This window comes from Pseudomonas sp. FP2196 (assembly GCF_030687715.1).
Lineage (GTDB): Bacteria > Pseudomonadota > Gammaproteobacteria > Pseudomonadales > Pseudomonadaceae > Aquipseudomonas.
Genome location: NZ_CP117445.1, coordinates 4,483,603 through 4,508,914, shown reverse-complemented (window position 1 = coordinate 4,508,914; position 25,312 = coordinate 4,483,603). Strand labels below are relative to the sequence as shown.

The window sequence follows — 25,312 nt, the reverse complement described above, 5'->3', positions numbered from 1 at the left end:
GTGTCAGGCGCTGATCTTCGCCTGCGCGGCGAGGCGGTGGATTGCCCGCTCCAGTTCATCCAGCGCTGTCGACGCTTTCGGATCTTCCTGTTTGAGCAGGGTTTCACTGCGCTGACAGGCCGCACGCAATTGCGGCACGCCGCAGTAACGCGTGGCGCCGTGCAAGCGATGCACACGTTCAATCAGGGCATTCTGGTCGTGGCTGTCGCGGGCGCTGCGAATGGCTTCGCGGTCGGCTTCCAGCGAAGCCAGCAACATCGCCAGCATGTCTGCTGCCAGATCCGCTTTACCGGCAGCCAGACGCAAGCCTTCCTCGTGATCGAGCACCGGCAATTCGTTGCTGCCCGCCGCACTTTCGCTGACCCGCTCTGGCGCCTGATTGCGCAGGGCCAGACCGGTCCACTTCAGCACCACTTGCGCCAGTTGCCGCTCACTGATCGGTTTGGTCAGGTAGTCGTCCATGCCGCTTTGCAGTAACGCGCGTTTTTCGTTGGCCATGGCGTGGGCGGTGAGGGCGACGATCGGCAGCGGCGTGCAATGCCGCTCGCTCTCCCACTGGCGGATGGCTTCGGTGCTCTGGCGGCCGTCCATGCCCGGCATCTGCACGTCCATCAGCACCAGATCGAAGGACTCGGTCTGCACGGCTTTCACCGCCGCATATCCGCTTTCCACGGCAAGCACCTTGGCGCCCATGTCTTCGAGCAAGGTTTGCACCAGCAACAGGTTGGCCGGGTTGTCGTCGACGCACAGCACTTTCGGTGCCCGACTCGACAGCGGCTCGCCGGGCTCGTTGCGTGGCTGACGCGGGTTGGCCAGATCCGATAGCGCGCGGCGCAATTTGCGCGTGCAAGCCGGTTTGGCCTGCAACTGGCTGTGGGGATTGGGTACCGACAAATGGAACAGTGTCTGCTCGGTGGTCGGGCACAGCACCAGCACTTTGCAGCCAAGGTGTTCGAGGTCCCAGATGTGCTGGTTCAGGCGCTCCGGGAGCATGTCGTTGCTGGTGATGCCGATGACCGCCAGATCAATCGCCTGATCGGTCTGATGCGCGCCGGTGACGCCATTGGTCAGGGTTTCCAATGTACTGAACGGCGTGACAATGAGGCCACAGTCTTCCAACTGATGCTGCAAGGCCTGACGCGCCAGTTCGTGGTTTTCCAGTACCGCCACCCGCCGTCCGAGCAGTGGCGCCGAAGGCAGGTCTTCGGCGTCGTCGCGGGTCTTGGGCAGGCTCAGGCTGATCCAGAATTCCGAGCCTTCGCCCGGCGTGCTGTCGACGCCGATCTCGCCGCCCATCTGTTCGATCAGGCGCTTGGAAATCACCAGCCCCAGACCGGTGCCGCCGGGTTGCCGCGACAGCGAGTTGTCAGCCTGGCTGAAGGCCTGAAACAACGCACGCACGTCCTGATTCGACAGGCCAATGCCGGTGTCCTGAATGCTGATGCGCAGTTGCACGCTGTCTTCGTGTTCTTCTTCGAGCATCGCCCGGGCAACGATAGTGCCTTCGCGGGTGAACTTGATCGCGTTGCTGACCAGGTTGGTGAGAATCTGCTTCAAACGCAGCGGGTCTCCGACCAGCGACAGCGGCGTATCGCGATAGACCAGACTGACCAGCTCAAGCTGCTTGGCGTGAGCGGCGGGGGCGAGAATGGTCAAGGTGTCTTGCAGCAAGTCGCGCAGGTTGAACGGGATGTGGTCGAGTACCAGTTTGCCGGCTTCGATTTTCGAGAAGTCGAGGATCTCGTTGATGATCCCGAGCAGGCTGTCGGCGGACTTTTCAATGGTGCCGAGATAGTCGAGCTGGCGCGGGGTCAGTTCGCTTTTTTGCAACAGATGGGTGAAGCCGAGAATGCCATTGAGCGGCGTGCGGATCTCGTGGCTCATGTTGGCGAGGAACTCGGATTTGATCCGGCTCGCCTCCAGCGCCTCTTTACGGGCCAGATCCAGCTCGATGTTCTGGATTTCGATGGTTTCCAGATTCTGGCGCACGTCTTCGGTGGCCTGATCGACGCTGTGCTGCAATTCTTCGCGGGCGTTCTGCATTGTACCGGCCATGCGATTGATGCCCGATGCCAGTTCATCCAGCTCCTGACTGCCGAGCGGCGGCAGGCGGGTTTCCAGATGACCGTCCTTGAGTTGCGCGACGGCCTGTTTGATCTGGCCCAGCGGCCGATTGATCGTGCGGCCCATGCGCAACGCGAGCAGCGCGGCACCGGCCAGGCCGGCGGCGATCAGCAACAGGCTGGCAAACAGACTGCGATAACCGCGCAGCAGCATGCCATTGTGCGACAGCTCCAGTTCGACCCAACCTAGCAGGCGCTCGGACTCTTCGGGGATCAGTTCGCCGGCGAGGTTGCGATGCTTGCCGAAGACCGGCATCAGATAACGGGTCGCGTCATTGCCGCTGCGCCGTTGCAGGTGCGCGCTGTCACCGCTTGGCGCCTGATTGAGCATGGTCGGGCCGGCGTGGGCCAGCGGCGTGCGATCCGGCGCAAGGAAAGTCACCGCGCGCATGTCCGGTTGTTCGAGGGACTGGGTGGCAATGCGTTCAAGCAGTTCGCTGTTGCCATGGCCCATGGCGGGTGCCACCAGCGGCGCCAGTTGCTCGGCGATCATCTCGCCGCGCTGCATCAATTGGCTCTGCAAGTCGGCCTGCTGCGTCCAGGTGAAATAACCGCCCAGCACCAGCGCCATCAGGCTGGTCGGCAACAAGGTCAGCAACAACACGCGACCTTTGATTCCCAGTTTCTTGAGCACGCCTATCTCCTGCATCCCGCTGATCTGTTGACTCATGCGTGCATCCGGCACGCGACATGGGCGCAGTGTAGCGATTTGCTCGCGGGCAATCTCCGGAAAAATGGTGACGTTGTCGGTCCTTGTGCAGGTGCACGTTCGTCCGGCCGCTCAACCATGAGTTGCCCGATGCCTGGCAATCTTGAATAATCGCGCTCAACTGAGAATGACTTGCAGATACTCATGACTCCTGTTTCCGTTGGCCAGCCACGCATACTTTCTATTGAGGACGATCCGGTCCTCGGTGCCTATGTTCACGAACATCTGGGCCGCAGCGGCTTTCAGGTGACCTGGTGCCAGAACGGTCAGGAAGGCTTGAGCATCGCCAAACGCCAGCCGTTCGACGTGGTGTTGATGGATATTCTGCTGCCGGGCCTGGACGGTCTAAACGTACTCACGCAATTGCGGCAGAGCCATTCGACGCCGGTGCTGCTGATGTCGGCGCTCGGTGCCGAGGCGGATCGCATCAGCGGTTTTCGTTTGGGCGCCGACGATTATTTGCCCAAGCCGTTCAGCATGGCCGAGCTGCATGTGCGCATCGAAGCGATCCTGCGCCGGGTAGCACTCGATCGTCGCCCGGCGGCGGTTGCGTTGCCAGTAGCGAGTGGCGCGTTGCGTTTCGACGATGAACAGTGCGACGTGTTTTTCCGTGAGCACGCGGCCGGCCTGACCCGTAGCGAATTCCGTCTGCTGGAAACCCTCAACCGCAACGATGAAGAAGTGCTGAGCAAGGCCTTCCTTTATCAGCACGTCCTGCAACGCGGTTATGCGGCCCATGATCGAAGCCTCGACATGCACATCAGCCAGATCCGCCGCAAACTCAAGGCCATTGGTTACACCGAGCGCGAGGTGCGTACGGTGTGGGGCAAGGGATACGTGCTGAGTGGCGCTGATGAGAGTGTCTGAATTGCCCGGACGCCATTCGCTGTTCTGGAAACTCGCCTGTCTACTGGTGGCGTTCTGTCTGCTGATGATTTGGTTGAGCTGGTCGTGGGGCCGGTATATGGAGGAACGCAACCAGTTCCTCTCCGATGAAGCTCGCGGCACCCTCACACGTTATGCCGCTGAAGCCGAGCGGGCGTGGCAGCGCGGTCAGCGTGACGGTGTCGATAGCTGGTTACAGAGCATGGAATTGCGTGAGGCCGCTTGGGTCGGTGTGATTGGCGGTAATTTGCAGTCGCTGAGCAATGAGCCGCTGAACGAGCAGGAAGTCCAGCGCCTGACTTTTTTGCGTGGGCTCGACTGGCCGATTCACAAACAAGGTCGGCCGTGGCTGCGTATACCATTTCCCCAGGATCCGTCCGCCGGCAGTCTGGTGATCGAATTGCCTGAGCGCTTTGTGCCGGGGAAATATCGGCTGTTTTGGCGGGTGATCACCAACGGCGTGATTCCGGGGCTATTCACCTTACTGCTGTGTGTGGGCCTGTATCGTTTGTTGGTGGTGCCGCTGAACAACCTGCGTGAGCAGGCCAACGCCTGGCGCGCCGATCAACTGAATGTGCGCCTCTCGAGTGGCATCACTCAGCGACCGGACGAACTCGGTGAACTGGCCCGGGCATTCGACTCGATGTCCGAACGCCTGCAAAGCACCGTCGCGCTGCAGCAGCAATTGCTGCGCGACCTCTCCCATGAACTGCGCACGCCGCTGAGCCGATTGCGCGTGGCCAGTGAAAGCGAGCAGGGTTTGGTGCAGCTGCGTGAGCGCATCGGCCGTGAAGTCGACGGCATGCAGCGGCTGGTGGAAGACACCCTGCAACTGGCCTGGCTGGATACCGAGCGCTCGCCGTTGCCAGACGAAGCGATTCAGATTCAGGCGCTGTGGGAAATGCTTACCGACAACGCCTGTTATGAAAGCGGCTGGCCGAGTTTGCAATTGCAGTGCGCGGTCGATTCGTCGTGCTGGGTGCGCGGCAATCTCAACACCCTGGCGCAGGCGCTGGAGAACATTGTGCGCAATGCCATTCGTCATTCGCCGAAGGGCGGGATCGTGCGGCTGGATGGGCGGCGGGAGGGCGATTACTGGCATCTGTGGCTGGAAGATCAGGGCGGCGGGGTGGCTGACGGGGACCTTGAGCGGATCTTTTCGCCGTTCACTCGACTGGACGGCTCGCGGCCCGGGGATGGCGGCTTTGGGTTGGGTTTGAGCATTGCGCGCAATGCCGTGCAGCGCCAGGGCGGGAGTCTTTGGGCGGAAAACAGTGGGGCGGGGTTGCGGTTGAATCTGCGTCTTATCGCTGATGATTGCGCTGCCAGTCCCGACGTTATCGCTGGCAAGCTAGCTCCCACAGTGAATTTTTGTCAGACACAAATCGTGTGAACGCCCAAGACACGCTGGGAGCTGGCTTGCCAGCGATGAGGCCAGTCGCATCGCCTCAACTCGAAAGTCGCACCACTGGCGCGACTTTTGATTGCTTATTCCCATAAACCATAAGCACCGCACTTTGCGTGATATGGCCTGCGCGGGTTTGCCGGTATGATAGGCGCCCCCGCACGTCTGGATTGCGAATACGCCATGACCCTGCAGTACCCAACCATCGCCGATTGCGTCGGCAACACTCCGCTGGTGCGCTTGCAGCGCCTGCCCGGTGCCACCAGCAACACCCTATTGCTCAAGCTCGAAGGGAATAACCCGGCGGGTTCGGTCAAGGACCGTCCGGCGCTGTCGATGATCACCCGTGCCGAGTTGCGCGGGCAGATCCACGCTGGCGACACATTGATCGAAGCGACCTCCGGCAATACCGGGATCGCCCTGGCCATGGCTGCCGCGATCAAGGGTTACAAGATGATTCTGATCATGCCGGACAACTCCAGCGCCGAGCGCAAAGCGGCGATGACCGCTTACGGTGCCGAGCTGATTCTGGTCAGTCAGGAAGAGGGCATGGAAGGCGCTCGCGATCTCGCTCAGCGGATGGAAGCCGAAGGCCGTGGCAAGGTGCTCGATCAGTTCGCCAATGGCGACAATCCCGAAGCGCACTACACCACCACCGGCCCGGAAATCTGGCGTCAGACTCAGGGCACCATCACTCATTTCGTCAGCTCGATGGGCACCACCGGCACCATCATGGGTGTGTCGCGCTACTTGAAAGAGCAGAGCGATAGCGTGCAGATCGTCGGTCTGCAACCGATGGAAGGCTCGGCCATTCCCGGCATTCGCCGCTGGCCGCAGGAATACCTGCCGAAGATTTATCAGGCTGACCGCGTCGACCGTATCGTCGATATGGCGCAAAGCGAAGCCGAGGACGTCACCCGGCGTCTGGCTCGCGAAGAAGGCATCTTCTGCGGCGTGTCCTCGGGCGGTGCGGTGGCAGCGATGCTGCGTCTGTCCAAAGAAGTTGAAAACGCGGTGATCGTCGCGATCATTTGCGACCGTGGCGACCGTTATCTGTCGACCGGCATTTTCGACGCGCCCAACTGATGGCCAAGCACGAGAGAGGCCTGCGCTTCCAGCCCACCGGCGGCAGCAAAGCCCCGCAAATCCCGACCGGCAAAAAGCAGCGCTTGAGCATTGAGCGCCTGGCCAATGACGGTCGCGGTATCGCGTTTTTCGAAGGCCGCACCTGGTTCGTCCTCGGCGCCCTGGCCGGTGAAGAGATCGAGGCGCGGGTGCTCGGCACCCACGGCAAAGTGGTCGAAGCGCGCACCGAGCGCGTATTCACCACCAGCGAACTGCGCCGCCCGGCACCTTGTCAGCATGCCGGCCGTTGTGGCGGTTGCAGCGTCCAGCATTTGCCCCACAGCGAACAGCTTGCCCTGAAACAGCGCATGCTCGCCGAGCAATTATCGAAGGTCGCCGGTGTCGAACCGCAAGAGTGGGCGGCCCCGTTGACCGGCCCCGAGTTCGGCTATCGCCGTCGTGCCCGCATCGCCGTGCGCTGGGACATGAAGGCAAAAAAACTCGAAGTCGGTTTCCGCGCTGCTGGCAGTCAGGACATCATCGCAATCAGCGAATGCCCGGTGCTGGTACAGCCCTTGCAACCGATCATGACCCGCTTGCCGGAGATGCTCCGTCGTTTGAGCAAACCTCAGGCGCTAGGGCATGTGGAATTGTTCAGCGGTTCATCGTTGGCGGTGTTGCTGCGGCACATGGCGCCGTTGTCCGAGGCGGATCTGACGGTTCTCAAGGACTTCTGTCAATTCCATGAAGCGCAGTTGTGGCTGCATGGCGAAGGTGAACCGCAACCGGTCGATGCCGCGCAATCGCTGGGCTACCGCCTGGAACAGTGGGATCTGGATCTGGCTTACCGGCCGGGGGATTTCATCCAGGTCAACGCTGGCGTCAACGAAGCAATGGTTGCGCAGGCGCTGGACTGGCTGAAACCGACTCGCGACGAGCGCGTGCTGGACTTGTTCTGCGGTCTTGGCAACTTCGCTTTGCCGCTGGCCAAAACCGCTCGCGAAGTGGTGGCGGTCGAAGGCGTGCAGACCATGGTCGAGCGCGCCGCTGCGAACGCCGCTAGTAACAATTTGCATAACACAAAGTTTTTTCAAGCCGATTTATCCCAGCCTCTGGCCGATGCCGAGTGGATCGCAAACGGCTTTTCTGCGGTACTCTTGGACCCACCGCGTGACGGTGCTTTCGAGGTGGTGCGCAAGCTCGCGACCCTGGGTGCCAAGCGGCTGGTTTACGTGTCGTGCAACCCGGCAACGCTGGCGCGCGATACCGTCGAATTGATAAAGCAGGGCTACCGGTTAAAACGTGCCGGGATTCTCGATATGTTTCCTCAGACGGCACATGTCGAGGCCATGGCGTTATTTGAAGCGAGCCAGGATGGCTCGTCTGAATCCGCCTGATCTGTCCGTGCCGCGCTCGCTCTAGCCCCGCGAGCGCAAACGGGCGTTGAAGATCAGCGATTTGACGCATTGAATCTGCGTCGTAGGGAAGGTAAAGCAAGATGGTACAGGTGAGAGCACACCAGCCGATCAACACTGACGGCAGTATCAATCTCGAGGCTTGGCTCGATCACGCGGTCAGTGTCGATCTGGCACTGGATCGCGAAGCCTTGAAAGAAGCCTGCGAGTTCGCTCGCGAGGCCGAACAACAGTCCAATGCCAAGAAGAATCTGTGGGCCGAAGGCTCCGGCAGTTTCAGCACCGGCCTGGAAATCGCCGAGATTCTCGCCGACCTCAAGCTCGATCAGGATTCGCTGGTCGCGGCGGTCTTGTATCGCGGCGTACGCGAAGGCCAGATCGAACTCGCGGCGGTCGGCCAGCGCTTCGGTCCGGTGGTCGCCAAACTGATCGATGGCGTGCAGCGCATGGCCGCCATCAGCGCCAGTCTCAGTCCGCGCCAGTCGATGGTCATGGGCACGCAAGGGCAGGTGGAAAACCTGCGCAAGATGCTCGTGGCGATGGTCGATGACGTCCGCGTCGCGCTGATCAAGCTGGCCGAACGCACCTGCGCCATTCGTGCGGTGAAAACCGCCGACGACGAAAAGCGTAACCGTGTCGCCCGGGAAGTCTTCGACATCTATGCGCCGCTCGCGCACCGGCTCGGCATCGGTCACATCAAATGGGAGCTGGAGGACTTGTCCTTCCGGTACCTCGAGCCTGATCAATACAAACAGATCGCCAAGTTGCTCCACGAGCGACGGCTGGATCGTGAGCGTTTCATCGCCGATGTGATGACCCAGCTCAAGGATGAATTGCAGGCTACCGGCGTCGATGCGGATATCAGCGGCCGGGCCAAACACATCTATTCGATCTGGCGCAAAATGCAGCGCAAAGGTCTGGAATTCAGCCAGATCTACGACGTTCGCGCCGTTCGCGTGCTGGTGCCGGAAATGCGCGACTGCTACACCGCGCTCGGCATCGTCCACACCCTGTGGCGGCACATTCCGAAAGAGTTCGACGACTACATCGCCAACCCCAAAGAGAACGGCTATCGCTCGCTGCATACGGCGGTAATCGGTCCTGAGGGTAAGGTGCTTGAGGTGCAGATTCGTACGCACTCGATGCACGAAGAAGCCGAACTCGGCGTCTGCGCGCACTGGCGCTACAAGGGCACCGACGTCAAGTCCGGCTCCAATCACTACGAAGAGAAAATCTCCTGGCTGCGTCAGGTGCTCGAGTGGCATGAAGAGCTGGGTGACATTGGTGGTCTGGCCGAACAGCTACGGGTCGATATCGAGCCGGATCGGGTTTACATCTTCACTCCCGACGGTCACGCCATCGACTTGCCCAAAGGCGCGACGCCGCTGGACTTCGCTTACCGCGTGCACACCGAAATCGGCCACAACTGCCGAGGCGCGAAGATCAACGGGCGCATCGTACCGCTCAACTACAGCCTGCAGACCGGTGAGCAGGTCGAAATCATCACCAGCAAACACGGCACGCCAAGCCGTGACTGGCTGAACTCGAACCTGGGTTACGTCACCACGTCGCGGGCGCGGGCGAAGATCGTTCACTGGTTCAAGTTGCAGGCCCGTGACCAGAACGTCGCGGCCGGTAAAACCCTGATCGAGCGCGAACTGACGCGTCTCGGTCTGCCCGCGGTGGATTTCGACAAGTTGGCGGACAAGGCCAACATGAAAACCGCCGAAGACATGTTCGCCGCACTCGGTGCCGGCGATCTGCGTCTGGCGCAACTGGTCAATCTGGCGCAGCAACTGGTCGAGCCGGAACGCGGCAACGAACAGTTGGAACTGATCCCGCGCAAAGCCACCGGTTACAAACCGGGCAAGCGCGGCGACATCCAGATCCAGGGCGTCGGCAACCTGATGACGCAAATGGCGGGCTGCTGCCAGCCGCTGCCGGGTGATGCGATTGTCGGTTACATCACTCAGGGGCGTGGCGTGAGCATTCACCGTCAGGACTGCGCCTCGGTGTTGCAGTTGGGCGGGCGCGAGCCGGAGCGGATCATTCAGGTCAGTTGGGGGCCGGTCCCGGTGCTCACCTACCCGGTGGACATCGTTATCCGCGCCTACGACCGTTCCGGTCTGCTGCGTGACGTCTCGCAGGTGCTGCTCAACGAGCGGATCAACGTACTGGCGGTCAACACCCGCTCGAACAAGGAAGACAACACCGCGCTGATGTCCCTGACCATCGAGATCCCGGGTCTGGATGCGCTGGGGCGGCTGCTGGGGCGGATTTCCCAGTTGCCGAACATCATCGAAACGCGGCGTAACCGCACACCGTAACGCATCCCCCTGTAGGAGCTGCCGCAGGCTGCGATCTTTTGATGTTGTTTTTAGAAGACAAGATCAACAGATCGCAGCCTGCGGCAGCTCCTACAGGGTTGAGTGAGATTTTTATGTACAGCCTTGAAGACCTGCTGCATTTGATGAGCCGTTTGCGCGACCCGCAATACGGTTGCCCGTGGGACATCAAGCAAACCTACGCAACCATCGTCCCGCACACTCTCGAAGAAGCCTACGAAGTGGCCGATGCCATCGAGCGCGGCGACTTCGATCACTTGCAGGGCGAGTTGGGAGATCTGCTGTTTCAGGTCGTCTATTACAGCCAGTTGGCTCGGGAAGAAGGGCGCTTCGAATTCGCCGGGGTGATCGACAGCATCACCCGCAAGCTGATTCGCCGTCATCCCCACGTTTTCCCTACCGGCGATCTGTATGCGCCACTGGACGTGCCGCGTTTGACCGAAGATCAGGTCAAGCAGCGCTGGGAGGAAATCAAGGCCGAAGAGCGTGCCGAGAAATCCGCCGCACCCGAGCAACTGTCACTGCTCGACGATGTGCCCGCAACGTTGCCGGCATTGTCACGCTCGGCCAAATTGCAGAAGCGTGCAGGGCAGGTCGGTTTCGACTGGCCGGACGCCTTGCCGGTGCTCGACAAAGTACGCGAAGAGCTCGACGAAGTGCTCGAAGCCATGTCCGAGAACGATCCGGTAGCGGTGGCTGACGAGATAGGCGATCTGCTGTTTTCCGTGGTCAATCTGGCCCGGCATTTGAAGGTCGACCCGGAAACCGCACTGCGTGGCGCCAACGGCAAGTTCGAAAGACGTTTCCGATTTATCGAACAGGCATTGCGCGACACCCACCGTCCCATAGAAGATTGCACCCTCGAAGAGTTGGACGCCCTCTGGGGTGAAGCCAAACGTCAGGAAAAGAATTTGCCTAGCTGCGGCTGAGCAACTGCCCAAGTGAGTAAGCCCCATGAGTATTTCCCTTCGCGATCAGTTGCTCAAAGCAGGCCTGGTCAACCAAAAGCAGGCCAAACAGGTCAGCAAGGACAAGCAGAAACAGCAGCGTCTGGCCCACAAAGGTCAGATCGAGCTGGATGACTCGCAGCAGCGCGCCGCCCAGGAAGCCATGGCCGAGAAGGTCAAGCGCGACCAGGAACTCAACCGTCAGCAGAAAGAGAAAGCTGAGGCCAAGGCCCGTGCCGCGCAGGTCAAGCAGTTGATCGAGGTTTCGCGCCTGCCGAAGCTGACCACCGAGGATTACTACAACTTCGTCGACGACAAGAAGGTCAAGCGTATCTCGGTCAACACGCTGATGCGCAACAAGCTCAGCAGTGGTTCGTTGGCGATCGTCCATCATGCCGGCGGCTACGAAGTGATCCCGCGTGAGGCGGCCCTGAAGATCCAGGAGCGCGATCCGCAACGCATCGTGCAGCTCAACGTGCACACCGAAGAAGTCAGCACCGAGGACGATCCGTACGCGGCCTACCAGATCCCTGACGATCTGATGTGGTAAATCGATAAGCTGTAACAACGACAAACCCCGCTCATGGCGGGGTTTGTCGTTCTCAATGCTGTGGTTTAATCAGGCGGATTTCAGATCCCGTTGCTGCTCTTGCACTTCGAGTTCGGCCTTGTAGTTGTGGGCGTCGATTTCGTTGTGGAACATCCCGACCAGCAAGTCTTGTTGATGCACGTCCCAGATCCGGATACCGGCGGCTACGCCTTCATGGGACATGTGTGAATCGTCGCGTTCAGTTACTTTTACAGTCATCTGCTAGCTCCAAATCTCAAGTTATCTGCAGCAAGGCGTGTGCAGGACTCTGTTATAGAATTTGTTAGGAGGCTAAGTAAACGGCTGATTCGCGCAAGGTGTTGTTGCGTTTTTTGCAACAGTGCTGCAGGCCGCTGAATCCGCGACATTCAGTCGCAGGGCGGTAAGTTTCATGACAGAAGTTTCATCTACAGGACACCCCAGGAACCTTGTGGGAGCTTGCCAGCGATGACGTCGGCACAGCAAACATCTTCGTTACCCGACACTCCGCTATCGCTGGCAAGCCAGCTCCCACAGGGGTCAGCGGTGTTCCGGCTAGTTTCCGCAGGCCAAAAAAAACGCCCCGAACCAGTCGGGGCGTTTTCATGTGTGGCTCAAGCCTGGGGAGTTACTTGCCTTCCCAGCGCTTCAGTACCAGCGTGGCGTTGGTGCCGCCGAAGCCGAAGCTGTTGCTCATCACGGTGTTGATGGTGGCGTTCTCGCGGGTCTTGGTCAGCACCGGCAGATCGGCCACTTCAGGGTCCAGCTCGTCGATGTTGGCGGAACCGGCAATGAAGTTGCCTTCCATCATCAGCATGCAGTAGATCGCTTCGTGAACGCCGGCGGCGCCCAGGGAGTGACCGGACAGGCTCTTGGTCGAGCTGATCGCTGGCGCCTTGTCGCCGAACACTTCACGCACACCTTTCATTTCCGCGACGTCGCCGACCGGAGTCGAAGTGCCGTGGGTGTTCAGGTAGTCGATCGGGGTATCAACGGTGGACATCGCCATCTGCATGCAGCGGATCGCGCCTTCGCCACTTGGGGCAACCATGTCGTAGCCATCGGACGTCGCGCCGTAGCCAACGATTTCGGCGTAGATTTTCGCGCCACGGGCCAGAGCGTGTTCCAGCTCTTCAACCACGACCATGCCGCCACCGCCGGCGATGACGAAACCGTCACGGTCGGCGTCGTAGGCGCGGGAGGCTTTTTCCGGGGTGTCGTTACGCTTGCTGGACAGAGCGCCCATTGCGTCGAACAGGAACGACTGGCTCCAGTGCTCTTCTTCACCGCCACCGGCGAAAACGATGTCCTGCTTGCCCATCTGGATCTGTTCCATGGCGGTACCGATGCAGTGAGCACTGGTGGCGCAGGCAGAAGCGATGGAGTAGTTCAGGCCTTTGATCTTGAATGGCGTGGCCAGGCAAGCGGAAACGGTGCTGCTCATTGTCCGCGTTACGCGGTAGGGGCCTACGCGCTTGACGCCTTTCTCGCGCAGGATGTCCAGTGCTTCCATCTGGTTCAGCGTGGAAGCACCACCGGAGCCGGCAACCAGGCCGGTACGCGGGTTGGACACTTGCTCTTCGGTCAGGCCGGAGTCAGCAATGGCGTCTTTCATGGCCAGGTAGGCGTAAGCCGCTGCGTGGCCGACGAAGCGATAGATCTTGCGATCGATCAGCTCTTCAAGGTTGAGGTCGATGGAGCCGGAAACCTGGCTACGCAGACCCATTTCGGCATATTCCGGGTTGAACCGGATGCCAGGGCGGCTTGCACGCAGGTTAGCGGAGACGGTCTCTTTGTCATTGCCCAGGCACGAAACAATGCCCAGACCAGTGATAACGACGCGGCGCATGCGAATAACCCTTAGAAGTTGTCAGTGGAGGTGAACACGCCGACGCGAAGGCCTTCGGCGGTGTAGATTTCGCGACCGTCGACAGTCACCGAACCATCGGCGATGGCCAGGTTCAGCTTGCCTTTGAGGACGCGTTTGATATGAATGTTATAGGTGACTTTCTTGGCGGTCGGCAGGACCTGGCCGAAGAATTTCACTTCGCCCGAACCCAGCGCACGGCCGCGGCCCGGCAGGCCTTGCCAGCCCAGGAAGAAGCCGACCAGTTGCCACATGGCATCCAGACCCAGGCAGCCCGGCATCACCGGATCGCCTTCGAAGTGGCAAGCGAAGAACCACAGGTCAGGGTTGATATCCAGTTCGGCGACCAATTCACCTTTGCCGTACTTGCCGCCTTCTTCACTGATCAGAGTGATGCGATCGACCATCAGCATGTTCGGGGCGGGCAGTTGCGCGTTACCTGGGCCGAACAGCTCACCGCGACTGCAGCGCAGCAGATCTTCCCGAGTAAAGGCGTTTTGTTTGGTCATGCGAGCTCCTCAATAATCCCATGCGGCAGGTGGGGCAAATCTTCCCGACCGTTCGAAGCGTTCATGCCTCGAACCGGCAGCCTACTCATAGACTATTGCGTTGTGGTGAAAGTCACAGCACCAAGGACATGAATGTACACTTGTGCACTGAAATTTTTATTCAAGCCCCTTTTGAGGCTCGTTCGGGTGCCTAAGACTGCCGCACTTTCGCTTTTCACGCCAGTCGCAGATGGTCGAAAAGCCGTCACTACGACACCCACCGCTGCAGAATCTGCTGCAAGTCATTGCGTTTGAACGGCTTGGCCAGATAATCGTTCATGCCCGCCGACAGGCAGGTTTCCCGGTCACCCTGCAAAGCATTTGCCGTCAATGCGATGATCGGTACATCGCTGCGTCCGTGCAGACAACGAATCTGCCGGGTCGCCTCGTAGCCATCGATGATCGGCAGGCGACAGTCCATCAGGATCACTTCGAAATCATTGCTCTCGGCACTGCGCACCGCTTGCGCGCCATCAGTGGCGACACTGACAGTAAAGCCCAGACTGCGCAGCATCGCTTCAATCACGGTCTGGTTGACCGGATTATCTTCCACCAACAATACTTTGCGCCCCTCGCCATGGTCGTTGCCATTCAGTGCTCGTGGTGCGGCCAGTTGTGGTAACGCCTGCTTATATAGGGCCAGTGGAATTTCCAGGGTGAACACCGAGCCTCGACCTTCTTCGCTCTGCGCACGCAAGGTGCCGCCCATGCGTTCGGCGAGGGTGCGGGCGATCGGCAGGCCGAGGCCGGTGCCGCCGTAGCGTCGCGAGATCGAACTGTCGGCCTGCTGGAACGCGTTGAACATCAGCTCCAGGCTTTCGGACGAAATGCCGATGCCACTGTCGCGTACCGAGCAGGTGAACCACAGCAGTTCGTGATCCAGCGATTGCCACTGCGCTTCGATACTGACCCGGCCCTGTTCGGTGAACTTCAGGGCATTGCCGACCAGGTTCACCAGAATCTGCCGAATCCGCGTCGGGTCGCCCTGCACCTGCAAGCCGCGCATGTCCTCTGGAATTCGCAGATTAAGCGCCAGACCACGCTGCACCGCGCTGTGCTGGAACGACTGCGCGCAGGCCCCGATGACTTCAGCGAGATTGAACGGAATGTGTTCCAGCTCAAGCTCGGAACGTTCGATGCGCGAAAAGTCGAGGATGTCGTTGATCACCTTGAGCAAGTGCTCGGTGGATTCCGAGGCGAGCGCGGCGTATTCGATTTGCTCCTCGGTCATCTCTGTTGTTTCAAGCAGTTGCAGCATGCCCAGCACGCCATTCATTGGCGTGCGCAGTTCATGGCTCATCATCGCCAGAAAATCGGATTTGGCGTTGTTGGCCTTTTCCGCTTCCTCGCGGGTCTGGATCAATTGCGCCATGGCCTGCTGCTGTTCACGACTGGCCTGCTCCAGCGCTTGAGCGAGGTTATTGATGTGCTGCGACAGGGCGCCCAGTTCGGTGTCGTCGACAATCGGCAGCGGCGTTTTGAAGTCGCCGTCCTGAATCGCCTTGACCGCATGGCCGATATCGCGGATCGGCTGCGACAGGCTGCCGGCCAGGCGCCGCGCCACAACGAAAGTGAAGAGCAGGGCGAACAGCGCGAGAATCCCGGCCTTGAGGAGGATTTCCTGCTGACGCTGACTGAAGGCATCGTTGGACAGACCGACGATCACACGCCCCAGATAATCCTCGTTGGCCGCACCACTGCTGGCTTTTGCGTCCTGAAAAAAATCATTGTTCAACGCGATTCGTTGCAACCGCACCGGCGCCTGGAACACTTCGACCTGATGCGGGCGACGGTGTGCATCCGCCGGTTGTTCGACGTACGCCAGAATCCGGTTGGCGCTGTCCTGCACTTCCAGAAAACGCACGTTGGGCGTCGCCAGTGTGGCTTTGAGCAGGCTTTCCAGCACGTCGTTATTGCCGGAAATCACCCCGTATTCAGTGGCGGGCGCCAGTTGGTTGGCGATCAACTGGCCGGTGTGGTTCAGCTCCTGACGCAAATCCTGAATGCGCACGAAGGTGAAGAAACTGATGAGCAACAAGGTCAGTAACAGCGCCGGACCCAGGCTTATCAGCTGAGTGCGGGTGTTGATGTCCCAACGGCGACGGAAACTCATGGGCGGCGTTCTCCTTCAGCCAAAGCGCTGGCCATAGACGCGTCATCAAGCGGTTCGATCCCTAAGGAACGAGCCACCTGCGCATTACTTGAGACTTTAAAGTGTGCGGGATAGAGCGTTCTCGGCCAATTGGCCGGAGCTTGGTCGAGCAAATGGTCGAGCACATTCAGCCAGTCGTGCTGATCGCTGTAAGTGCTCGTCAGGCTGCCAGCACGGACAAACGCGGCGTTGGGGCCGACCAGCGCCAATTGCCTTGAGTAACTGCTGAGCAGCAGGTTTTTCGCGGTTTTCGGGTTGTACAGATCCGGGTCGTCGAGGCCCAGCAGCACGTCGCTGTTTTTCAGCACCTCTTGCAGGGGGCGGCTGTCGTGGGTGTTGTCCCAGCGTTGGCTGACGATTTCCAGGTTCAAGGGGCGAGCTGCCAGTTGCAGTTCTTTAAGGAGGAACTCGCTGTGCTGATCGAACAGCACGCCAACCCGTCGGGCCTGAGGCAGAATCCGCCGGATCAGTTGCAACTGCCGGCCCAGCGGTGGATCGCTCCAGAGCAAACTCAAGTGGGGCGGTTGGCTCAAGCCGAGACGTTGCCGGGCTTGCAAGCGACTGATGCGCAAGACGAGCGTCGCCGGGCCTTGCGACTCTTGCAGACGCCAGTCGAGGCTCGGCAGGTCGAGCAGAATCAGGCGCAGACTGGAGGGCAGCTTGCCCGGCGCTGGCAGACTGGCCAGTGGCTGGAAGCGCACATTATCGGTCGGGCGCAACTCACTCAGTGCCTGGACGAACGCCTGCACCCCGGGACTTTCTTCGGCGCCGGTCAATAGAATGTCGGCAGCCTGCACCCCCACGCCATTCAGCCATGCGGTCAAAAACAGGCACAGCCCGGCCAGCCAGTGGCCAAGGTTCGGCGTCTTCCGTGACAGGCCGTAGCGCATTCTAGAACTCCAGCTCGGCGCTGAAGTACATCACGCGGCGTTCGTCGTAGTTGTTGTCGACGAACGTGGTCGGCTCGTGGTCGAGGCGCTGTTGCAGCACGCCGGCCAATTGCAGTTGCGCCTTGCCCAGCGCGATGCGTTTGGCGATTCTCGTGTCGACCCGTTCGAAGCGGTAGCCGTTGAGTGCGTTATCGCCGTAATAGAAGAGGGCGCTGTTCCAGCCGTGGCCCCAATCGCGCAGCCAGCCGGCGGACCCGCTGTTGCTCGCGGTGAATTGCTGGTCCAGCGGATTGCTCGCCTCGGCGTCGACGTAGGCGTAAGTGAAACGCAAGCGGTCGACCCTGCTCACGCGCCAGTCGAGTTGTGCTTCGCTGCCGCGAAACCGTGAGCTGTTGGCGTTGCTGGCGATGTATTGGTTGTTGCGCAGTGGCTCACTGATCATGCCGGTGATTTCGTCGTAGAACAGCTTCACATCCAGCGCCAGGCCTTGCTCGGGGAAATAGCCGTTGTAGCCCAGCTCACGCGAGCGCATGTGTTCCTGGTCGAGATCGCCGGGGCCGCGAGTCTTGACGAAATAGCGCGCCGACGACTGGCCGTAGGCCGAAGGACGCAGCTTGGTCACCTGATAGCTCCAGTTGACGTTGTTCTCGAACATGTCCGGCGAGCGAATGGCCTCCGAGTACACCGCCCGCAGGCCGTGGCGCGGATTGATCAAGTAATTGACGGCGAAGCGCGGGGTCAGCGAACTGCCGATCAGTTGGGTGTCTTCGAACATCGCTCCGCCCTGCAACAACCAGTGTTCAGTGGCGCGCCATTCCAGTTGGCCGAACGCGCGCCAAGTGGTGTCGTCCAGCGTGCCGTTGAAGTAGGTCTCGGAATCGGCCCGGTCGTAACGATAGTTCATGCCGCTGACCAGACGCAGGCTGTCGGACAGGCTGAGGGTGTCTTGCAGTTCGAGGTCGTAGCGCGACTCGCGGGCACTCTGATCGATATCGCCGCACAGGGTTTGACTGGCGCCGTTGCGCCACTGATCGAGCACGCGATTGGCCAGCGCCATTTGCTGCGGCGTACCGGACTCTGGGCCCGGCCCGAGGAAACGGGTGATATTGCGCGCAAGGCGTTCAGTGTAATTCGGGTCGATTTGCCACAGTTGCGTCAACTCGGGGCTGAACGACACTTCGGCGTCGCAAGCGCGCCAGGTTTGCTGGCGATCCCAGTGCTGCGCCGAGCCCTGGATATAGAGGCTGTGTTCGGGATTGATGTCGAGGTTCCAGCGCACCGAACCGGCGTAATCCTTGGCCACCACGTCGGAATTATTCCCGGCGTCAGTAATCCCCGAGAACACCGGGCGGTAGGTGTAGGGCCGCTGGTTGGTGCCGTCCTTTGCATTGACCTGCCAGTCGATACTCTGGTTGTCACTGAGGGTTTGGCTGACGGCGAGACTGAAACGGTTCAAGCGACGAATGTCACGGTAATCGGTGCCGTTTCGATCGCTATCGAACCCATCGTCTTCCTGGCCGGACAGCGACAGACGCAGGTCGCCGCCATTCCACCCCGTGCCCTGGCTGGCATAGAAGTCATTGATGCCGCGCTGGCCGCGAGTAATCTTCAGCCGCGTGCCGTGGCTGTCCGCCGGGTTGCGGGTGATGATGTTGACCACCGCCATCAACGCGTTGGCACCGTAACTGACGGTGTTAGGGCCACGAAAGACTTCGATGCGCTCGATGTCCTCGATGGCCACCGCAATATCGCTCCAGTCCACCGTGGCCAGGCCTGCGCGGTACACCGAACGGCCATCGATCAACACCTGCATACGCCGTGCTTCGCTGGCGTTGGTGCCGTGATAATTGACCGCTGCCTGATTGCCGCTGATGTTGCCGACCATCATCCCCGGCACCAGACGCAGCAGTTCACTGATGTCACGGGCGCCGCTGGCGGTGATCAATTCGCTGTCGAGCACGGTCATGCTCCCCGGCACTTCCGCAGGCGTCTGTTTCAGCCGAGTGGCCGTCAGTACCTGTGGCAGCGCTTCGCTGTCCATGAACAGATCGTCCGCCTGCAACAAAGGGCTGAACAGCAGCGCCAGCAGCAGAGAGGAACGGGATGGGGGAGGGCCAGAAAACACGACACAGCCTATAGAGTGAATAATTGGCGCGCATGTTAACCGAGGGCTGCGACTTTTCCAGTCACGTTGCAGGCATTTTCCTAGGTTTTATTGGTCTTCTTCCTACAAGTGTCGGTAATTGACGTGGGGGCTGGCCGCGACCGGGTCGCCCCGTATAATGCCGCCATCGTCACTGGTATGGATTAACGGATTGCATATGACTGAACAGCGCCCGATTGCGGTCCTGGGAGGCGGAAGTTTTGGTACCGCCGTGGCCAATCTACTGGCCGAGAACGGCCATCAAGTCTTGCAGTGGATGCGAGACCCCGAGCAGGCCGAGGCCATCCGGGTCAATCGCGAAAACCCGCGTTACCTCAAAGGCATCAAGATTCTGCCGGGCGTGACTGCGGTCACTGACCTGCAAGCCACCCTCGACGCCTGCGACCTGTGCTTTGTCGCGCTGCCGTCCAGCGCGTTGCGCACGGTGCTGGCGGCTCACGCCGAGCGGCTGAGCGGCAAAATGCTGGTCAGCCTGACCAAAGGCATCGAAGCCCACACCTTCAAACTGATGAGCCAGATCCTCGAAGAGATCGCCCCGCAGGCGCGCATCGGCGTGTTGTCCGGGCCGAACCTGGCGCGGGAAATCGCCGAACACGCGCTGACCGCCACGGTGGTCGCCAGTGAAGACGAAGAGCTTTGCAAACAGGTGCAAGCTGCGCTGCATGGCCGCACGTTCCGCGTTTATGCCAGCGCCGACCGTTTCGGTGTGGAGTTGGGCGGGGCCTTGAAAAACGTTTACGCGATCATCGCCGGCATGGCGGTGGCGCTGGAAATGGGCGAGAACACCAAGAGCATGCTGATCACGCGCGCCTTGGCCGAGATGACCCGGTTTGCGGCGAATCAGGGCGCCAACCCGATGACCTTCCTTGGCTTGGCCGGCGTCGGCGATCTTATCGTCACTTGCTCGTCGCCCAAGAGCCGCAACTATCAGGTCGGATTCGCCCTCGGTCAGGGCCTGAGCCTTGAAGAGGCAGTATCGCGCCTCGGTGAAGTCGCCGAAGGGGTGAACACCCTGAAGGTGCTCAAAGCCAAATCCCAGGAGGTTGGCGTCTACATGCCGCTGGTCGCCGGGCTGCACGCCATTCTGTTCGAAGGACGCACGCTGGAGCAGGTGATCGGTCTACTGATGCGGGCCGAGCCGAAAACCGACGTCGACTTTATTTCCACCAGTGGTTTCAACTGATTCACAGGGAACGACATATGAACGATCCGAAAACCGAAGCCAAGTACGAATCCATCCTTCTGCGGGTGTTGTGGATGATCGTCTACGTGCTGGTCTGGCAAGTGGCGCAGTTCATCCTCGGCGCGGTGGTGCTGGTGCAGCTGATCTATCGTTTGATCTATGGCGCCCCGAGCGCCAGCCTGATGAATTTCGGCGACAGCCTGAGCCAGTTTCTGGCGCAGATCGGTCGCTTCGGCACCTTTCACAGCGACCAGAAACCCTGGCCGTTCGCCGACTGGCCAACGCCGCGTACCCCGGAAGGCGAAGCGCCGCACGCCGTGCCGCCAGCACCGCATCCGGCCCGAGATGAGGAACCCAAGCTATGAAACTCTGGGTATTGCGTCACGGTGAGGCCGTGCCTTATGGCTCGTGCCCCGATTCCGAACGGGAACTGACCGAGCACGGTCGCAAAGAAGCCTTGAGCAGCGCCGCCCATTTGATCGGCCAGCCGCTGACCGCGATCTACGCCAGCCCTTATTTGCGCGCGCAGCAGACCGCGCAGATTGTCCGCGAGGCGCTGGGTTTTGAACCGGAAATTCGCACGGTGGAGTGGCTGACGCCGGAGGTTGATTCGGACAAGGTGACCGATCAACTGGTGTCGGTGAGCAACGTGCTGCTGGTCAGCCACAACCCGCTGGTGGGGAATTTGCTGAGCTATTTGCAGCACGGTGCCGGGTATCCGCCGGAGAAGGTCAGTACGGCGGGTTTGGCTGAGCTTGAGAGCCCTGAACTGCTGATTGGCTCGATGACCCTCAACAGCCTCAAGCATCCCTGAAGTTGTGGACACCGACCCTGTAGGAGTGCGCCTGCTCGCGATGAGGCCGTGTCAGTCGACATAAATACCGCCTGATAAACCGCAATCGCGAGCAGGCTTACTCCTACAGGTAGCGCGTACACCAGAAATTATTTGTTTGAATTTTCCAACCAAGCACTTGCTTGGTTGACTACGCTTGCTCCAGACCAAAAAAACAGGAGCGAGTCGCATGTCTGCCGCATTCCGTTTGCCGCTGGACGTGTTTTACGAACGCGAGGCCCGGCACCCGCGCCAGCGCTTCCTCGTGCAGCCCATCGGTGGCGGCCAGGTCGAGACCCTGACCTGGGCCGACGTCGGCCATCAGGCCCGCTGCGCTGCGCACTGGCTGCGTGCCCGGGAATTGCCGCAAGGCAGCCACATCGCCCTGATCTCGAAAAACTGCGCACACTGGATCATTGCCGACCTGGCGATCTGGATGGCCGGACATGTTTCGGTGCCGCTGTATCCCAACCTCACCGCCGACTCCGTGGCCCAGGTGCTCAAACACTCGGAAAGCGTGCTGGCGTTCATCGGCAAACTCGATGACTGGCCGGGCATGTCCCAAGGCGTGCCGGCTGATCTGCCGACCATCAGCCTGCCACTGCATCCACCCGCTGACTTCGATTTCAGTTGGGATGACCTGCAGCGCAGTTCACCGATTCAGGACGACCCGCGTCCCGCCGCCGAGCAACTGGCGACCATCATCTACACCTCCGGCACCACCGGCCTGCCCAAAGGCGTGATGCACAGCTTTGCCAATCTCGGGTTCGCGACGACCCGCGGCACGCAGTTGTTCGGGCTCAACGAGAATGACCGACTGCTGTCGTACCTGCCGCTATGCCACGTCGCCGAGCGCATGTTCGTTGAACTGGCTTCGATCTACACCGGGCAGACCGTATTCTTTGCTGAAAGCCTCGACACCTTTATCACTGACCTCAAGCGTGCGCGGCCGACGGCGATGTTCGGCGTGCCGCGGATCTGGACCAAATTCCAGATGGGCGTCTACAGCAAGATCCCTGCGAAGCGACTCGATTTTCTCCTCGGCCTGCCGTTCATTGGCAAGCGGGTAGGGCACAAAGTGCTCGTCGGCCTGGGGCTTGATGCCTTGCGCGTTGCTCTGTCCGGCGCAGCACCGGTGCCGCAGACTTTGCTCACCTGGTATCAGAAGCTCGGGCTCGACGTGCTGGAGGTCTATGGCATGACCGAGAGTTGCGGCTACTCGCACATCTGTCTGCCGGGCCAGTACAAACAGGGCTGGATTGGCAAACCGTGCCCGGATGTCGAGGTGCGCATCGATGAGTCAGGCGAGGTGCAGGTGCGCAGTCGGGCGAACATGCTCGGCTATTTCAAGGAACCGCAGAAAACCGCTGAAACCCTCACAGAAGATGGCTTCCTGCGTACTGGCGACAAGGGCGAGCAGGATGCCGAGGGACGTCTGCGATTAACCGGGCGGTTGAAGGAGATTTTCAAGACCAGCAAGGGCAAATACGTCGCTCCGGCACCGATCGAAAACCGCCTGGCCGTGCATTCACGCATCGAACAGGTATGCGTGGTCGGTGACGGCCTGAGTGCACCGCTGGGGTTGTGCGTGCTCTCAAGCGTCAATCAGGAGGAGCCACGTGCGAGCCTGCATTCGAGCCTGGAAAAACTGCTGGAGGAAGTCAACGCCGTGCTCGACAAGCACGAGCGCCTGCGCAGGTTGGTGGTGGTCAAGGACAGTTGGGCAGTGGAAAACGGCTTCCTCACGCCGACTCTGAAGATCAAGCGCAACGTCATCGAAGACACTTACGGTGCCCGCTTCGAAGAATGGAGCGAGCGTAGCGAGGCGGTGCTGTGGCAGGATTGAGCGACCACTAAAAACAACAAAGGAAGTCTGCGATGAGCTTGTGGCGTACCAATCCCGACATCGAGCAGTTGAACGCAATCCAGAAAAACACCATCGGCGAAGTGCTCGATATCCGCTTCGAAGCGTTCGATGAACAATCGCTGACGGCGAGCATGGTCATCGACCATCGCACTCACCAGCCTTACGGCTTGCTGCATGGCGGGGCATCGGTGGTGCTGGCGGAAACCGTCGGTTCGATGGCCAGCTATTTGTGCATCGATGCGAGCAAGTTTTATTGCGTGGGGCTGGAGATCAACGCCAACCATTTGCGTGGGTTGCGCAGTGGTCGGGTGACGGCAGTGGCCAAGCCGATTCATATCGGCCGTACGACCCATGTTTGGGATATCCGTTTGACCAGCGATGAAGGCAAGGCCAGTTGTGTGTCGCGATTGACCATGGCGGTGGTGCCGTTGGGTGAGCAGCCGCCGGCGCGGTGATGTCGAGTAAGCCCCTCACCCTAGCCCTCCCGAAACGTCGGACCACCCGGAGGGAGAGCGCTGGGGTGAGGGGTGGAGCGATCTCTCTGACCCCACCATCACACTGACCGGACTGTCATCATTCCTGGCAGTTACAGTCATTGCCGCCGGCCTCGGTCTTACGGACAATCAACGCCACGTTTCTCGCCCATGGATGTACCCGCATGTCGCAACCGATCTTTTTCGCCCACGCCAACGGTTTCCCTTCGGGCACCTATGGCAAGTTGTTCGCGGCGCTGGCGCCCGAGTATCGGGTCGCGCATCTGGAGCAGCATGCCCATGACCCGCGTTTCCCGGCGGATGACAACTGGTACAACCTCGTCGATGAGCTGATCCATCACCTGCAGCAACAAGACCAGCCGGTGTGGGGCGTTGGCCATTCTTTCGGCGGTGTACTGCATCTGCACGCGGCACTGCGTTGCCCTGAGTTGTACCGCGGCGTGGTGATGCTCGATTCACCGGTGCTGACCCGCACTGATCGATGGGTGATCCGCGCCGCCAAGCGCTTCGGCTTCATCGACAAACTGACCCCGGCCGGCCGTACCCTTGGCCGCCGCGAAGAGTTTGCCGACCTCGACAGCGCGCGCAGTTACTTTGCCGGCAAGAGCCTGTTTCGTGGCTTTGACCCGGAATGCTTCGACGCTTACCTGCAACATGGCCTGCACATGGTCGGCGACAAGCTGCGTCTGCGCTTCGATCCGGCCACCGAGATCAGCATTTATCGCGGCGTGCCGCACACCAGCCCCGGCCGCACTCGCCAGTTGCAGGTGCCGTTGGCGGTGGTGCGTGGGCACAAGAGTCGCGTGGTGATGCGCCATCACACCCGCTTTGTTTCACGCCTTGCCCAGGGAGAGGCACTGAGCATGCCCGGTGGCCATATGTTTCCCCTTGAGCGACCGCAAGACACCGCGCGGCTGCTGAAGAATCTGTTTACTCGCTGGGAAGGCCGTCAGGACAAGGATTGCGCATGAGCCAGACAGTCGAAGAGGTGCGCCTGAGTCTGCCGCATATCGAGCTGGCAGCGCATTTGTTCGGCCCTGAGGAAGGGTTGCCGGTGATCGCCCTGCATGGCTGGCTCGACAACGCCAACAGCTTCGCGCGCCTGGCGCCCAAGCTCAAAGGCCTGCGCATTATTGCGCTGGACATGGCTGGGCATGGGCATTCCGGGCATCGACCGAAGGGCGCCGGTTATGCGCTTTGGGACTACGCCCATGATGTGCTGCAAGTTGCCGAACAACTGGGCTGGAAACGTTTCGGCCTGCTCGGGCATTCGATGGGCGCCATCGTTTCGCTGGTGCTGGCGGGCTCATTGCCGGAGCGTATCACCCATCTGGCGCTGATCGACGGGGTGATTCCTCCTACGGACAAGGGCGAAAACGCTGCCGAGCGCATGGGCATGGCCCTGCAAGCACAACTGGATCTGCGCGAGAAGCGCAAACCGGTCTACAACACCCTCGACCGTGCCATCGAAGCGCGGATGAAAGGCCTGGTGGCGGTCAGTCGTGAGGCCGCAGAACTGTTGGCTCAGCGCGGCTTGATGCCGGTGCCCGGTGGTTACACCTGGCGCACCGACAATCGCCTGACCCTGCCTTCGCCGTTGCGCCTGACTCAGGAGCAGGCCATGGCCTTCGTGCAGCGCATCAGTTGCCCGGCGCAATTGGTGGTCGCGGCTGACGGCATGCTGGCCAAACATCCGGAGCTGCTGGAGCGTCTACCCTTTACCCGTGAGCAGCTGCCGGGCGGGCACCATTTGCACCTCAACGACGAGGCCGGTGCCGACCTTGTCGCAGACTGTTTCAATCGCTTCTTCGCCATTCCTTGACTTGCAGCGGGCAACTGTCGAGGCTGGGCGG

Annotated in this window: 21 protein-coding genes; 14 read left to right on the top strand and 7 right to left on the bottom strand. The window is 60.5% G+C overall.

What is annotated here, in order from left to right; translation table 11 throughout:
• Positions 1-3: 3 nt before the first annotated feature.
• Complete coding sequence (locus PSH79_RS20150; protein WP_305444024.1) at positions 4-2,757, bottom strand: response regulator; 2,754 nt, start codon at positions 2,755-2,757, stop codon at positions 4-6.
• Between the two features lie 219 nt (positions 2,758-2,976).
• Between PSH79_RS20150 and PSH79_RS20145 the strand changes: the two genes are divergently transcribed.
• The 7 genes from PSH79_RS20145 to PSH79_RS20115 all read left to right on the top strand — a co-directional run bounded on the left by PSH79_RS20145 (position 2,977) and on the right by PSH79_RS20115 (position 11,444).
• Entirely contained in the window at positions 2,977-3,699 is a 723-nt protein-coding gene (locus tag PSH79_RS20145) for a response regulator transcription factor (RefSeq protein ID WP_305439201.1), read from the top strand.
• Complete coding sequence (locus PSH79_RS20140) at positions 3,686-5,110, top strand: sensor histidine kinase (RefSeq protein ID WP_305439200.1); 1,425 nt, start codon at positions 3,686-3,688, stop codon at positions 5,108-5,110. Before PSH79_RS20145 ends, PSH79_RS20140 begins: the two co-directional genes overlap by 14 nt.
• A gap of 195 nt (positions 5,111-5,305) precedes the next feature.
• Complete coding sequence (cysM, locus tag PSH79_RS20135; protein WP_026000780.1) at positions 5,306-6,208, top strand: cysteine synthase CysM; 903 nt, start codon at positions 5,306-5,308, stop codon at positions 6,206-6,208.
• Positions 6,208-7,584, top strand: a complete 1,377-nt coding sequence (gene rlmD, locus PSH79_RS20130) for a 23S rRNA (uracil(1939)-C(5))-methyltransferase RlmD (protein ID WP_305439199.1) — start codon at positions 6,208-6,210, stop codon at positions 7,582-7,584. Before cysM ends, rlmD begins: the two co-directional genes overlap by 1 nt.
• A 101-nt stretch (positions 7,585-7,685) precedes the next feature.
• Positions 7,686-9,929 carry a GTP diphosphokinase gene (gene relA / locus PSH79_RS20125; protein WP_007917476.1) on the top strand — a complete coding sequence of 748 codons (2,244 nt, stop codon included), beginning with the start codon at positions 7,686-7,688 and terminating at the stop codon, positions 9,927-9,929.
• Positions 9,930-10,042: 113 nt separating this feature from the next.
• Positions 10,043-10,876 carry a nucleoside triphosphate pyrophosphohydrolase gene (gene mazG / locus PSH79_RS20120; RefSeq protein ID WP_305439197.1) on the top strand — a complete coding sequence of 278 codons (834 nt, stop codon included), beginning with the start codon at positions 10,043-10,045 and terminating at the stop codon, positions 10,874-10,876.
• A 25-nt stretch (positions 10,877-10,901) separates the two neighbouring features.
• On the top strand, positions 10,902-11,444 hold the full coding sequence (locus PSH79_RS20115) for a DUF2058 domain-containing protein (protein WP_305439196.1): 543 nt from the start codon (positions 10,902-10,904) through the stop codon (positions 11,442-11,444).
• Between the two features lie 69 nt (positions 11,445-11,513).
• On the opposite strand, the gene PSH79_RS20110 is transcribed toward PSH79_RS20115, so the two are convergent.
• The 6 genes from PSH79_RS20110 to PSH79_RS20085 form a co-directional block, all read right to left on the bottom strand.
• Positions 11,514-11,702 carry a hypothetical protein gene (locus PSH79_RS20110; RefSeq protein WP_007917473.1) on the bottom strand — a complete coding sequence of 63 codons (189 nt, stop codon included), beginning with the start codon at positions 11,700-11,702 and terminating at the stop codon, positions 11,514-11,516.
• A gap of 388 nt (positions 11,703-12,090) precedes the next feature.
• A complete protein-coding gene (gene fabB, locus PSH79_RS20105) occupies positions 12,091-13,311 on the bottom strand; it encodes a beta-ketoacyl-ACP synthase I (protein ID WP_187681291.1) in 1,221 nt (406 codons plus the stop codon).
• 11 nt (positions 13,312-13,322) lie between these two features.
• Entirely contained in the window at positions 13,323-13,838 is a 516-nt protein-coding gene (fabA, locus tag PSH79_RS20100; protein ID WP_003227150.1) for a 3-hydroxyacyl-[acyl-carrier-protein] dehydratase FabA, read from the bottom strand.
• Between the two features lie 247 nt (positions 13,839-14,085).
• The gene (locus tag PSH79_RS20095) at positions 14,086-15,990 is read right to left on the bottom strand and encodes an ATP-binding protein (RefSeq protein WP_305439192.1); all 1,905 of its coding nucleotides are present in this window, start codon (positions 15,988-15,990) and stop codon (positions 14,086-14,088) included.
• On the bottom strand, positions 15,987-16,919 hold the full coding sequence (locus PSH79_RS20090) for an ABC transporter substrate-binding protein (RefSeq protein WP_305439191.1): 933 nt from the start codon (positions 16,917-16,919) through the stop codon (positions 15,987-15,989). The genes PSH79_RS20095 and PSH79_RS20090 overlap by 4 nt, the downstream gene beginning before the upstream one ends.
• 1 nt (position 16,920) lies before the next feature.
• Positions 16,921-19,044 carry a TonB-dependent siderophore receptor gene (locus tag PSH79_RS20085; protein ID WP_305439190.1) on the bottom strand — a complete coding sequence of 708 codons (2,124 nt, stop codon included), beginning with the start codon at positions 19,042-19,044 and terminating at the stop codon, positions 16,921-16,923.
• A gap of 196 nt (positions 19,045-19,240) precedes the next feature.
• On the opposite strand from PSH79_RS20085, the gene PSH79_RS20080 reads away from it, so the two are divergent.
• From PSH79_RS20080 to PSH79_RS20050, 7 genes are all read left to right on the top strand, one after another.
• Entirely contained in the window at positions 19,241-20,266 is a 1,026-nt protein-coding gene (locus PSH79_RS20080) for an NAD(P)H-dependent glycerol-3-phosphate dehydrogenase (RefSeq protein WP_305439189.1), read from the top strand.
• 17 nt (positions 20,267-20,283) lie between these two features.
• Positions 20,284-20,631, top strand: a complete 348-nt coding sequence (locus tag PSH79_RS20075) for a DUF4389 domain-containing protein (protein WP_305439188.1) — start codon at positions 20,284-20,286, stop codon at positions 20,629-20,631.
• Positions 20,628-21,080: a phosphohistidine phosphatase SixA gene (gene sixA / locus PSH79_RS20070; protein ID WP_305439186.1), complete on the top strand. Its 453-nt coding sequence runs from the start codon at positions 20,628-20,630 to the stop codon at positions 21,078-21,080. Before PSH79_RS20075 ends, sixA begins: the two co-directional genes overlap by 4 nt.
• A 208-nt stretch (positions 21,081-21,288) precedes the next feature.
• Complete coding sequence (locus PSH79_RS20065; RefSeq protein ID WP_305439184.1) at positions 21,289-22,944, top strand: AMP-binding protein; 1,656 nt, start codon at positions 21,289-21,291, stop codon at positions 22,942-22,944.
• A gap of 32 nt (positions 22,945-22,976) precedes the next feature.
• Positions 22,977-23,420, top strand: a complete 444-nt coding sequence (locus PSH79_RS20060; RefSeq protein ID WP_305439183.1) for a hotdog fold thioesterase — start codon at positions 22,977-22,979, stop codon at positions 23,418-23,420.
• A gap of 203 nt (positions 23,421-23,623) precedes the next feature.
• Entirely contained in the window at positions 23,624-24,430 is an 807-nt protein-coding gene (locus PSH79_RS20055; RefSeq protein ID WP_305439182.1) for an alpha/beta fold hydrolase, read from the top strand.
• Complete coding sequence (locus PSH79_RS20050; protein ID WP_305439181.1) at positions 24,427-25,281, top strand: alpha/beta hydrolase; 855 nt, start codon at positions 24,427-24,429, stop codon at positions 25,279-25,281. The genes PSH79_RS20055 and PSH79_RS20050 overlap by 4 nt, the downstream gene beginning before the upstream one ends.
• The last annotated feature ends 31 nt before the right edge of the window (positions 25,282-25,312 follow it).